Origin of the sequence: Pseudoalteromonas sp. SWYJZ98, from assembly GCF_015864495.1 — a bacterium.
Taxonomy (GTDB): domain Bacteria; phylum Pseudomonadota; class Gammaproteobacteria; order Enterobacterales; family Alteromonadaceae; genus Pseudoalteromonas; species Pseudoalteromonas distincta.
In genome coordinates this window covers 37,483-51,480 of sequence record NZ_JADYXA010000018.1, presented here as the reverse complement: position 1 = coordinate 51,480, position 13,998 = coordinate 37,483, and the positions used below count along the sequence as shown (strand labels likewise).

Sequence of the window (13,998 nt, the reverse complement as noted above, 5' to 3'; positions counted from 1 at the left end):
ATACTATTAAATGCAAGTATATTCTATTTTTTAGAGGCATTTATGCGATAAAACATAGCCTACTTTGAAAAAATATTAACGACTAAATACTAATTATATTTGCCTGATTTAAATTATTTTAATTTATTTCACTTTTGGGCTTCACAACAATTATTATTTTATGTATTATGCGCGCCACACCAAACAAGGTGTGTGTAGTGGCGGTTGTAGCTCAGTTGGTAGAGCCCCGGATTGTGATTCCGGTTGTCGCGGGTTCAAGCCCCGTCAATCGCCCCACTTTTTTATCTTAGTAATATCCTATCTTTATATTGAATAATCTCCCTTACTTATCTCTTTTAATATCCCGTACAGCAAACCAAAGCTTTATCACCTGAATTAATTAATATTTTAAACTAAAACAGTTTTTCAGCAACCTTCCCTATTTAAATTAGTTTAGCGCGAAGATTTATTAAACAAGTATCCAGCCTGCAATTAAATTACATTTATTTAACCAATGTGATTGTACTGGCTGTACTTCAATACAAAAAGTGCTAGGTTTCTAGTACTAACATCATTTTATTACAAAACATCAAACTTCTACTGGGATATAAAATTAAGCATGATTAAACAGGTTTTAGGAAATTTACTGTGTAGTTGTTTAGCTGTAATGAGCTTTAACTCATTGGCTCAAAGCAATGATGAATACAATAAGCTATTGATTGAGCTTCAAAAATTAGTTTCTGAAAAAAAATACACTCAGGCTTATCAAAAAAGTAATAGCGAATACCAGTACCTAGGCGAACCCGTATACGACTTTTTATTAGGGGTCAGTGCACTTAAAACAGGCCATGCGGCGCCAGCTGTATTTGCCTTTGAACGCGTGGTTGAAAATAATCCTAGATGGTATGAAGCTCGCTTGTACTTAGTTCGCGCTTATTTAACAGTTAATAATTTACCTGCTGCCGATACTCAAGCTTTAATACTAATCAACTCACCTGACACACCTAATAATATAAAGTCTTCAGCACAGTCATTGCTAGAAACTGCAGCACTTAAGCAACAAGAGGCTGGACGCTCTTATAAACAAAATATTGAGCTTGCCCTTGGCGTAGATGGCAACGTAAACGCAGGTACTGCAGAAAATACGATTATAATTCCTAATATTGGTGAGTTTTTGTTATCGCCAGAAAGTAAAAGTACGCAGGACAACTATGCACGACTTAATTACAGAGGAAAGTACTCTCACCCTATTGATCAAAAAAGCTTAATCACTTTAAGTATTGATACCGGGTGGTACAAGTTTGAAGAACTCAGTCAATACGATCGTATAAATGCGCACATTAATGCCGCCTATCAATATAAACAAAATGACATAAGTTGGTTTGCACGAGTTGCTACCACTCCGTTGATGCTTGATGGCGAACTTTATCGTACTGAATCAGCTTTAACGGCCGGAGCTAATTTTACGCTAAATAAACAAGTTAATTTATTTAGCTCTTTGACTGCAGGTGTTTTAAACAATAGATTTGATGAAAAGCTCGATAATTCATTTTATGCGGTAAATACAGGTGCTAGCTATGCAGCTAAAAATTGGTTTCAAAGCTTAAGCATTAACGCTAAAAGCGAGGAAGCTGACATTACTGAGGGTGAATTTAATAGCCGTAATATTACGAGCTTGTACTACCAAGTGAACACTCAGTTGGCTCAACATTGGCAGTTGTTATCTCTTGCTGGATACCAATGGATTAATTATAAAGATGATCACCCTTTATTTTTACAAGAACGTGCCGATAACCTCTTTATGTTCTCAACTTCTGTTCGCTACTTAGTTAATCGCGATTTAGCCATACAGTTGGCTGCCAACTATCAAGATAAATCCAGTAATATTTCTTTATTCGAATATGACCGTTTAGATATAAATTTAAGCGCTTCTTACTCATTTTAATTTAAGGTATTTATGAAACATTTACTCCCTGTAATTACCACTTTACTTTGTGTAAGTTTTTATACACAAGCAAACGACCCTGCTGGTAAAACTATTTTAGCACGAGGCTCTGTACTCGCGGTTGATGGAAGCAATGAACAACAACGACAGTTGCAGCGCAGAGATACTGTTTTTGGCGTAGATCGCATTATGACTGGAGAGAAAAGCAAAGCGCAATTTTCGATGTTGGATGGTGGTTTAATAGCCTTAAAAGAAAACTCAGAATTAAATATTGCTAACTACGAATTTAATGACAATACCCAACAAGGCTCTGCTTCTATTGAGTTACTTAAAGGCGGTTTGCGCTCTATTTCCGGCGTAATTAAAAAAAATGGCGGCTCTTATAGTGTAAAAACTCCCGTAGGCTCTATTGGTATACGCGGAACGCATTTTGAAGTTCAACTGGTTAAAGGCGATGTATTTTTAGCGGTATGGGATGGCGCAATAGATTTAACGTTAGAAAATAATAACGTGGTTTCTTTGGGTGATAACGAGGCATTTTCGTTTGCACAAATTACAGCCACTGGTGAAGTCTTTAAAACAACACGTGCGGCACGCGTGTTTGATCAAAATATAGTAGCAATTGATCCTAAAAACGACAACGAAGAAGAAACTGAGCAAGCATCGGTAACTGAAGTTGAAGTAAATGCTTTTGAAGCTGATACAGGTGTTATGGATATATATTCTGAACAACAATTTCAAACTGTTAGCAGCGCATCTTTAGTCGATCAAATAGCTCAGCGCCAAGGTGTATTTAACTATGAGGTATCAAGCTTTAATGTAAATTCGAGTGTGGGTGCTGTTACTGACTTTGCTATGACTATGGCAGTTGATTTTGATAATGGCACCGTGCCTGATGGCGAAATTAGTTTTAATGACGCCGGTGGAAATTGGTATGCAGCTTACAGCGGCTTAATAAATTTAAGCGAACTTGAGCTGGCCGTTACATTTGCATCCCATGGTAACAATAAAGCCGAGGGCGATGTTGATGCAATATTTTTGAATGACTTAGACAATATTACTGGCAACTTTAATCTTAATGAAATAAATAATCCTGATGTAAATGCTAGCGGTTCTTTTAAATTAGAACCATAAACACATTGGATACAAAGCTTTTATTATGGAGTATTTAAAATGACAGCAAAAAATATATTTTTGCTTGGTTCTGTGGTGTTTTTGTTAAGTGCCTGTGGAGGCTCAGAAGAAAGCCCCACTCAAGAGGCAATACAATCACCTACGGCTGAAGTAATACCGCCAACGGTGACTAGCTATATAAATTTGGCTGGTGTTATAGCGAGTAATCAAACCAAGAGTACAAAAGTTTTAGGTGCTGTCACTTCAAGTAGAGGGGTTGTTGGAGCAAGTTTAGCTAATACTCGCGCTAATATTGTTTTTTCACAAACAAACGACACCGTACAAGGTAATGTTTCTTTTTTACTTGAAGCTTCGGATACTGATGGCATTGCTGAAGTTAATTTAGTACTCCCTAGCGTTAATAAAAGCATATCACTTTGTTCTTCTGATTGTGGTGTTGACTACGAAAAGTCAATTATAGGCCTCAGCCCTGCGCTTTATGGCGCAACTCCAGGGGAAATACGCCTTGAAATATGGATAACTGACACTTTAAATAATCAAGCACTTGCTGATGCAATCACTTTTAACTGGCAACCATATCAAATTGAAGGTGTTACAGCACAACGAGACGAAGATAATATTAATCTTTCGTGGCAAGCCAACCCCGAACTTAATCGTTACAACGTTTATATTGCAACTCAAGCTGGAGTCTCATCTACTAATATTAATGAATTAGAGAATGGGCAACAATTTTTAAGTATTCAAGATACTGCATTAAGCATTACCGAGTCACTTACTAATAAAAGTTACCAAGTACTTATTACCGGTGTTGATGGCAGTGGTGAAAGTGGTTTTGCTAATATAATAAACATAGCGCCAGTGGGTGGAGAGCTTGCATTTGCACCAGAGGCAAATGCCGATCAGTTTCAGATAAGTGAAGATCAAACTCTGCAAGGTAACGTGCTAACAAATGATACGAATCAATACAGTGGCGATTTACGTGTAAATGCAGATGCATTAATTCTACCGCAGCATGGCACTCTTAATATAAATGAAAATGGGGATTTTACTTATATCCCTATTGCAAACTTTAATGGTGAAGATGCCTTTAGCTATCAAGTTGCTAACGAGCTAGGTATGACAGACACCGCAGTTGTAGAGATAACCATTTTAGCTGTTAACGACGCTCCTATAGCGCTTGATAATACTTACAGCGTTACAAACAATGGAACCTTAGTTGTCCTATCGCCAGGCTTACTTATAAACGATAGCGATATAGACTTAGATGACTTAACTGTTGATACAACGCCGGTTAGCGAACCAACAAGAGGACAATTAACCCTTTTTGATAATGGTGGCTTTGAATACCAAGGCGAGCAAAATATGCAAGGCCAAGACAGCTTTCAGTATAGAGTTGTTGATGCTCAAGGTGCTCAGGCTATTGCAAATGTAACTATTGTAAGCTCAAACACTAACGTAGCCCCTGTAACAAAAAATGATAGCTATAGTTTAAGCGAAGATGAAACACTTGTGGTTACAGCAGCCAATGGTGTGCTTAGTAACGATACTGACCCAAATAATGACAGTTTTTCAGTTGATGAAACGTTTATGGTGGCACCCACACATGGCCAACTATTATTAGCAACTGATGGCAGCTTTAGTTATGTGCCGGATGCTAATTTTAATGGTGTTGATCAATTTCAATACCAAGCTATAGACTCATTAGGTGCAACCTCTACAGCCACAGTAACTTTAGTAATAAACAGCGAACCCGATAACCCTGTTGCACAAAATGATGCCTATCAATTTAGCAAAAATAAACTATTTGAAGTAACAGTACAAAATGGCTTGTTAATTAACGACTTTAATATTGAGGCTGGTGATTTATCGGTTAATACCACGGCAATTAATACAACTCAAAATGGCGAACTAACATTAAATGCTGATGGCTCGTTTACCTATCAGCCAGACTTAGGTTTTATTGGTGTAGATAGCTTTACCTATTCAATTTCAAATGAGCAAGGTTTAACTGCAACAGCTCAAGTAACCTTAAGTGAAAGCGGCGTTAATACTTTCCCAGAAGCCAATGACGATCAATATACGTTAGACGAAGACAGCTCTGCATCTTTATTAGATGTGCTAGCTAACGACACTGATGCAGATGGCGATACAATTACTATTTCTAATATAGAAAATACTGCTGGTGAAGCGACTATTGTCGCCGGAAAAATACAGTTTACTCCACCAGCAAATTTTTCAGGTGAGATAGTACTGACTTACACCATTACCGATGGTTATAGCACTGGTAATGAAGGTATAAACGACAGAACAGCAAGTGTGACGATTACTGTTACACCCGTTAATGATGCCCCTACTGCAAATGCTGACTCAGCAACGATGAACGAAGATGCTCCTGCGTTATTAGTTAACGTATTAGCTAACGACTCCGACATTGACGGCGATACTCTTGTGATAATAGCCGCTACTGCAGATAGAGGTTCTGCATCTGTTGTTGATAATAAAATCCAATATACGCCTGCTCCTAATACAAACGGAACAGCAATTATTAACTACACAATAAGTGATGGTAACGGCGGTACTGCAACTACTAACTTAACAATTACTATTATTCCCGTAAACGATGCTCCAATAGCAAACGCAGACTCAGCTACGATAGATGAAGATGCAGCGCCAATACTAATAAACGTATTAGCCAATGACTCAGACGTGGATGGCGACAGCCTTACCATAAGCGCAGCATCAGCTAATATTGGCTCTGTATCAGTGGTTGGCAATCAAATTCAATATACACCGGCAGCCGACTACAACGGCTTAGCAACAGTTACTTATACTGTAAGCGATAGCAACGGCGGTGCCAGTACAACAACGTTAACTATCACTATTACCCCCGTAAACGATGCTCCAATAGCAAACGCCGATTCGGCTACCATGGCTGAAGATGCAGCGCCAATACTAATAAACGTATTAGCCAATGACTCAGATGTAGATGGCGACAGCCTCACAATTAGTGCAACCTCAGCTGACATTGGCTCGGTCTCAGTAGTTGGCAATCAAATTCAATACACCCCTGCACCCAATGCAAATGGACTCGCAACTGTTGTTTATACGGCAATTGATAGCAACGGTGGTGCCAGTACAGCAACACTATCTATTACTATTACTCCCGTAAACGATGAACCCATTGCAAATGCCGACACGGCGACTATGGATGAAGATGCTGCGCCGCTACTCATTGATGTGCTGGTTAATGATACAGACGCGGATAGTGATAGCCTAAGCATAACAGCAGCGTCAGTCGATAGCGGTTCAGTATCCGTTGTCGATAACAAACTACAGTACACACCGGCTGCAAATACCAACGGTATTGTTGTTGTCAGTTATACTGTAAATGATGGGAATAACGCTACAGATACTGGTAGTTTATCAATTACGATTACTCCAATTAACGATGCTCCAGTTGCGTCAAACCAAGGTTTTAATATTAGCGAAAACGCAACCGATGGTGACACTATTGGGACTGTTAGTGCCTCAGACATTGAGAACCAAAATTTAAGTTACACCCTGCTCAGTGGTGCCCCCATATTCGAAATAAATAATGATTCTGGCTTATTAACTGTAAAAGGTGAAAGCCCGTTTGATTTTGAAACAACTCCTCAGTACATATTGAGCCTAGCTATTACTGACGATGGTACGCCTAACGAAACAACTACTATTGATATAATAATTGATGTCACTGATGATGCGGAGCCTCTAGTTCCTGTTGAAGATGAAACATTTGGTCGCCCTATAACAGGTGAACTTGAGCTTTCGGGTGTTTTTTCAAGTGGTGAATTTAATGACAGTATTGAGCTAAATAATAACCTTTACTTTGTAGGTTTTAGTAATAACAGCGACAAAGATATTGTTATTGCATCCTATACAACGAGTGGTGTGATAAATACAGCATTTAACAGTGATGGCGTTAAGGTATTAGATTTAGAAAATGATGAAGAAGCAACTGCTATTATCTCTGATGGTACAAGCCTCTTTGTTGCTTACACTAGTTTTGATGGCACAAATACCGAAGCATGTTTGTTGAAAATGAATACCGCTGGCGTATTAAGTAATAACTCTGGAGATAATAATTCAGGTATTCACTGTACCGCATTAGCAAGCACTCTCGTTATTAATGACCTTGAGTTTAGCGACAATAAAATTCAAGCTGTTGGTAAGTCATTTAATGGTAACGACGACGATAGCTTATGGATAAAATACGATATATCTACACTCGCTTATGAAGCCGGAAGCCCTAAAATAGTCGATGTGAGCGGTGCTAATAGAGATGACGAAGCGTTTGCTATTAAAAACTTTAATAGCTCTGATCTTATGGTTGCCGGCAGTGTAACAAGTGCAACTGGCGATAAAGACGTACTTATTCGTTATTTAATTTCTGATGGTGAAAACAACGGAAGTTTTAATGGTAGCGCAGCATTATCGTTCGACTTGTCTGAGAATAATAAAGATGACGAATTATTTGCAATTGGCGGCGCTAAAAACACCGAATTTACAGCTTTTGCAGGTGGTTACATAACTCGTAACAGTGGTGAAAAAGAAGCCGTGGTTTTGGCTATTGATAAAACGGGTACTCTTATAACGAGTTTTGGTGATGCAGGTACTGCTATTTACGATATTGATGGTAACGGTGGTGCAGGTAATGGTGGCGCGAACGTAACAGGCGTAAAATACGAGCCAATTAAAAATGGAATTACTTTATCTGGCACTACCGGTGTTTCAGCTAACGAAAAGTTATTTTCTGCCCGTATTTTAACTTCAGACGGCTCACTTGATAGTACTTATGGTGCATCAGGTATTAATATCATTTCAGATATCAATGGAAAACAATTTGCCAAATCAGCAACTATAGATGCTAATGATACTGTATGGATATCGGGTGTTGTTGACGACTCAACCACCAAACCATTTGTTGCTGCAGTTGACGAGCAAGCCACATTATTTACCAACTTTGCAGACGTTGGTTATCTTGCTTTTGATACTATAAGCGCAGAATCTGACGATCAATCAATGCACGTTTTACAACTTAGCAATGACCCTCATGCCGGTAAGTATATTCTTGCATCAACGGCTAAATCGGACTCAATTACTAAGTTAGTATTAACACGCTTTACGAGTGCGGGTGCTATCGATACTAGCTTTAGCGAAAGTGGCCATAAAGAAATTGCCATAGATTTAAGCGCATCTAATATAGCGTTGGTTGAACACAATAGCGGAAGCTTATTTATTGCGGGATCTAAAAGCAAAACTGACGGTGAAGAGGGCTTTATAGCTAAAGTTGATCAAAATGGTAATTTAGATACCTCATTCGCCAGTGATGGTATTTACTATACTACTATTTCAGGTGCTGAAAAGCTTAACTTAACTGATTTAGCACTTCATGATGGCGACATTGTTGCAGTTGGCTCTGTAGTTATAGCTGATACCCCTAGCTCGTTTATCATGATGCTAGATTCTGACGGTACACTTGACGATAACTTTGGTAGTAATGGAACAATTATAGGAATACCTTTTGAATATTATGAAAGTGTTTTTATTAATGATGATAATATTTTTATTGGTGGTAAATCTGTATCAGGTGCCAGTTCAGAATTAGTAGCATTAAAGCTCGACTCCGACGGCGAGCAAACCTACAAATACACAGGTGAAACAACCACTGATACCAAGAATAAAATGGTAAAAGTTTTAGTCGACGAATCAAATAAATTATATTTAATTGCAAACGTTGTAGATACACCTAATAAAGCCAGTATTACGCGATTACTTGCATCCGGAGTAATTGATGACAGCTATCCGTTAGGCCAATACGCGTTAGCTTCAACGGGAGATACCGAAGTAAAAAGTGCCGTTTTTGATAGCAACAACAATATTGTTTTAGTTGGTATGGGCAATAATAAAGGTATGTTGGCACGTATTTTAGCTGATGGCACAATTGACGATACGTTTGGGCCGAATAGCAGTGGGTTTTACGAAGCAAGCCAATGTACCAGTACACATGTATTTACTTCAATCATCTTACAAAATGACACCCAAGTAGTTGTAAGCAGCACCTGTAATGACACTAACTCTAACAATGTTAGTATTTCTAAATTCAATTTTGTAGAAGATGGAGCTTAGCCTTAAATTATGAAAGTTGAATTTTTTGGTGTTAGAGGCTCAATGGCTTCAGCAGGAAGTAATACACACATTTTTGGAGGAAATACCTCATGTGTGTACATCGAACAAAATAATGGCAAAGATCTCATTTTAGACTCTGGTACCGGTATTGTAGAACTCGGTATGCGTTTACTAGAAACACAAAGTCCTATCAATATTTTGCTAACGCATAACCATTGGGACCATATTCAAGGGTTTCCTTTTTTTAAACCTATTTACCAACCCAACCGTGATATAACTATTACTGTGGGTAACGTTGATGATAAAAAAAGCCAAGATGCCATATTAAAGCAAATGAGTGGTTCGTACTTTCCGGTGTGTTATCAAGATTTACCTGCCAGCATTACGCTTAATACTGATTTATCGTCTCAAAAGCAATTTACACTTAATGGTTTTTTGGTTTCGACTGCTCCACTAAATCACCCTGGTGGTGGTACTGCTTATTGTATTAAAGCAGATGAAAAAAAGGTGGCTTACGTTACCGACAATGAGCTAAATCCGCCAGAAAAAGCAAACACAAGTATTAGCGAATGGGTCAACTTTATTGAAGGCGCTGATTTACTAATTCATGATGCTCAATTTATAGATGCAGACTTGCCTCTTAAACATGGTTGGGGGCATAGCACCATAGATCAGGTGGCTGAGCTTGCTATAAAAGCGAGTATTAAAAATGTGGTTATTATTAGCCACGATCCATCAAGAACCGATGAACAGTTATTAGCTATAGAAAAATATTTACACACGCAGTACGCTCAACAGGTAAAAATAGAATGCGGCCGAGAAGGACGAGTTTTTGATTTTTAGTCTATCAAGGAGCGTTACTCATTAGCTCCTTAAAACCAATTACTTCAAAGCACTTTTTCATTGGCGCTGTTATTACATTATTAATTGCATCAATAGAGCTATTTTCAACTGGGTCGCTTGCAAAGTTAGTGAACCGCGTAGAAGGTATAATATACGACTCTCGTTTATTACTAACGCTTTCAGAGACGCCTAGGCGTATTGATGAAACCGTTGTAATAATTGATATCGATGAAAAGAGCATGCAAGAACAAGGACGCTTTCCTTGGAGTCGATCAAAAGTAGCTGACCTTGTTACAAAGCTTACTGATGCAGGTGTTATTGTTATTGCATTCGATATATTTTTTTCTGAACAGGAAGAAAACCCTGTTACAAAAATTATGTCTGAAATTCCTGATTTATCAAAAAAGTACACCATCCCCTTTGCTGAAATTACTAAACAAGTCGATGCAGACACAAAACTAGCAAGCGCATTATCTAAAAATGATACTGTTCTTGGTTTTTTATTGATTGATGAACAACTCACTAATCAAAACTTGCCAGCTAAAAGCAGTGTTATATGGGCAAATGCGGATCATACTAATTCACAAATAAACCAGCTTCCTGGTGCTATTGTAAATATTCCACAGTTACAAAATGCTACAACGGGTACCGGTTTTATCAATGCACATAGCGATGAAGATGGTTTTATACGTAAAGCAGCTCTTATAAATCGAGTTGGCAATAAGCTCTACCCTTCTTTAGCACTTGAAGTTGCTCGACTTTATACTCTTGCTGAAAACATAGAAACCCGTTCCAATATATTAGATGGTATAACATTATTCGAAGGTATAAAGTTTCAAGATAAGTGGATTCAAACTGATGAATATGGGCAAATATTAATTCCTTACAAAGGGCGTGCACATAGCTTCCCTTATTATTCGGCTACCGATATTTTAACCAAAAAAATTGGTTTAGAGGAATTAGAAGGCACTGTAGCCTTTATTGGCACATCGGCAATTGGACTCGCTGATTTAAGATCAACACCTGTTGGTTTACAGTATCCCGGTGTTGAGGTACATGCCAATATATTTGAAGGGTTAATGCACCCAGAGCTACTGCCATCTAAACCTAATTGGTCACTGGGAGCAAGCTTACTCATCATTGCATTAACGGGTAGCGTACTGTCGTTTTTTAGCCACGGTAAGAGCGCACGTTTTATTATAATTTTGTCTCTTACAGTCAAAAGTGTCGTTATATTTTTAAACGTTTATTTATGGTCAGTGCAAAAAATTAGTTTACCTTTATTAATGCCCCTTTTACTCATCATTATATTAGCGGGTTATTACATCATTGTTGGTTCTATCGCTGAAATGAAGCATAGCCGAAAAATAAAATCTATGTTTGACCAATATATGCCTCCTGAGCGTATAAACCAGATGATACTACAGGGTAAAAGTTTATCTCAAAAAAGTGAGCGAAAAAATATGACGGTGTTGTTTGCCGACATTCGTAGTTTCACTTCACTATCAGAAAGTATGTCGCCTCATCAGTTAAGTGAATATTTAAACGAATATCTTACGGCTATTACCAAAATCATATTTGATCATAACGGGACTATTGATAAGTACGTAGGCGATATGGTGATGGCATTTTGGAATGCTCCACTAAAAGATGAAAACCACGCTCGCCATGGTGTTGAAGCCGCAATGGGTATGATTAACGGGTTAACGCAAATAAATCAGTTATTTGCAGAAAACAATCAGCCTGCAATAAAAATTGGTATCGGTTTAAGTACTGGCGATATGAATGTAGGTGATATGGGTTCGGTTTACCGTAAAGCCTATACAGTTCTTGGTGATACTGTTAATTTAGGTGCTAGAGTAGAAAGCTTGACCAAATTTTATGGCGTAGCTATTCTTGTTACAGAAGAAACGATGAACGAATGCCCTCATATTTCATTTCGTTTAATAGATAAAGTACAAGTTGTCGGAAAAACAACGGCTATACGGTTGTTTGAGCCTATAAATTTTACAGATAAGCTCGATGAAGAACAGTTAAATGAAGTTAAAAAATCACAGCAGGCCATGACGCTTTTTTATAATAAAAACTGGCCACAAGCGCTTAGCTTATTTAAAGAACTACACAGCACGACCGTATTTAGCTCTGACGTTTATACCATTTTTATCGAACGTATTAAGGGCACTGATTTGCAAACACTAGCTAAGGATTGGAATGGTGCCTTCAAACATACTAAAAAGTAGTAAACATATGCGACAGCACATTAAAGACAAAACAAACCTTCAGCATTTTATCGATATTAGTATTAGGCTAACAACAGAAAAAAACTCGTCTAAGTTACTTGATGAAATACTGCAAGTTGTGATGTCGATAGCAAATTCTGATGCTGGCAGCATTTACTCTATTACCCCAAACAAACAACTCAAGTTTGAAACGGTAATAAATAAGTCATTAAATCTTTATTTAGGTGTAGGTGGCACTTTAGGGAGCCCTGTAGATTTTCCTAATATAGATCTTTTTATTGATGGCAAACCAAACGAAACAGCTATTGTTGCCCACTCTGCAAATTCCGGCGAAGTGATTAACATTCCTGACGTGTATGATGCCCTGCCCTTTGATATGAGCGCAGCTCGCAAAATGGATGCCCGCACGGGTTACCGCTCTGAGTCCATGCTAACAATTCCTTTAAAAGATCATGAAGATGACATTATTGGTGTAATCCAGCTTATAAATGTAAAAGATGCGCAAAATAAAAATATCCCTTTTAGTGAAGAGCTTGTCACTCTAATTCGATCTTTTGCCTCTTTAGGCGCTATTTCACTAACTAACTCGACACTAATTAAGGGAATGGAAGATCTTTTTTCGACCTTTGCTGAAACAATTGCGATGGCAATAGATGAAAAGTCTCCTCATACCGGTGGCCATTGTAAACGAGTGCCAGCACTCACGTTAATGCTAGCTGATGCCGTTAATGATATAAATAAAGGCCCTTTGGCTTCATTTTCTATGAGTGAAGCTGACCGACATGAGCTTGATATAGCAGGCTGGTTACATGACTGTGGGAAAATCGCGACTCCCGATCACATTATGGAAAAGTCGACAAAACTAGAAACTATTTTTGATCGAATAAAATATGTAGATGCTAAATTTGAAATAATTAGCCGAGATTTAAAAATAGCGTATCAGCAAAAAATCATCTGTGCGATGAAGCTGCAAAAACCTATCGAAGTTCAACAATTTGAACGCCTACTTGATACCGAGCTTAAACAGTTGGCATTAGACCGTGCATTATTACAGCGTGTGAATGTAGGGGGCGAGTTTTTAGGTGATGCAGAACTTGAGCACATTGAACGCATTGCAAACAAATACCAACTCGTTATAAATGATATTAATACACCATTGCTCTCAGCTGATGAAGTTGAAAACTTAACAATACGAAGAGGCACGCTAACCGAAGCCGAACGTGAAGTAATGAAACGTCATATGGATGTAACTAAAAATATTTTAGATGCCCTGCCGTTCCCTAAACACTTAAGCAATGTGACTGAATATGCTTTAGGTCATCATGAAAAACTTGACGGTACTGGTTATCCAAGAGGTTTAACCAAAGAGCAAATGTCGGTGCCTGCAAGGTTAATGGCTATTACGGATATTTTTGAAGCGCTATCTGCGGTAGACAGGCCCTACAAAAAAGCAAAACCGGTCAGTGAGTGTTTATTTATTTTAGGCTCAATGGTTGCTAAAAACCATCTTGATGCTGACATTTTTGCTATTTTTATTGAGTCGCAAGTCTATAAAAATTATATCAATGAATATGCTAACCCAGAGCAGCTAGATGAGGTAGATTTTGATAACTTACCCGGTTACACACCTATAAGTTAGCACCTATAAAGCCATGCCTTTATTCAAAATACGCTTATTACAGCCTATAC

At 38.1% G+C, this 13,998-nt stretch carries 6 protein-coding genes and 1 tRNA gene; all 7 read left to right on the top strand.

The features are described 5' to 3' along the window. Window positions 1–200: 200 nt before the first annotated feature. The 7 genes from I6F10_RS11920 (at window position 201) to I6F10_RS11890 (ending at window position 13,948) form a co-directional block, all read left to right on the top strand. Window positions 201–276, top strand: a tRNA-His gene (locus I6F10_RS11920). A gap of 322 nt (window positions 277–598) precedes the next feature. After that, window positions 599–1,924, top strand: coding sequence for a surface lipoprotein assembly modifier (locus I6F10_RS11915; RefSeq protein ID WP_197098883.1), 1,326 nt, complete (start codon window positions 599–601; stop codon window positions 1,922–1,924). Window positions 1,925–1,936: 12 nt separating this feature from the next. After that, window positions 1,937–3,058 (top strand): FecR family protein, encoded by a 1,122-nt coding sequence (locus tag I6F10_RS11910; RefSeq protein ID WP_197098882.1) that lies wholly within the window; start codon window positions 1,937–1,939, stop codon window positions 3,056–3,058. A 39-nt stretch (window positions 3,059–3,097) separates the two neighbouring features. After that, the gene (locus I6F10_RS11905) at window positions 3,098–9,226 is read left to right on the top strand and encodes a beta strand repeat-containing protein (RefSeq protein WP_197098881.1); all 6,129 of its coding nucleotides are present in this window, start codon (window positions 3,098–3,100) and stop codon (window positions 9,224–9,226) included. 9 nt (window positions 9,227–9,235) lie between these two features. Continuing rightward, window positions 9,236–10,069 (top strand): MBL fold metallo-hydrolase, encoded by an 834-nt coding sequence (locus tag I6F10_RS11900; RefSeq protein ID WP_197098880.1) that lies wholly within the window; start codon window positions 9,236–9,238, stop codon window positions 10,067–10,069. 128 nt (window positions 10,070–10,197) lie between these two features. After that, complete coding sequence (locus I6F10_RS20465) at window positions 10,198–12,309, top strand: CHASE2 domain-containing protein (protein WP_331461829.1); 2,112 nt, start codon at window positions 10,198–10,200, stop codon at window positions 12,307–12,309. Next, window positions 12,281–13,948, top strand: a complete 1,668-nt coding sequence (locus tag I6F10_RS11890) for an HD family phosphohydrolase (RefSeq protein WP_197098879.1) — start codon at window positions 12,281–12,283, stop codon at window positions 13,946–13,948. Before I6F10_RS20465 ends, I6F10_RS11890 begins: the two co-directional genes overlap by 29 nt. Window positions 13,949–13,998 lie beyond the last annotated feature (50 nt).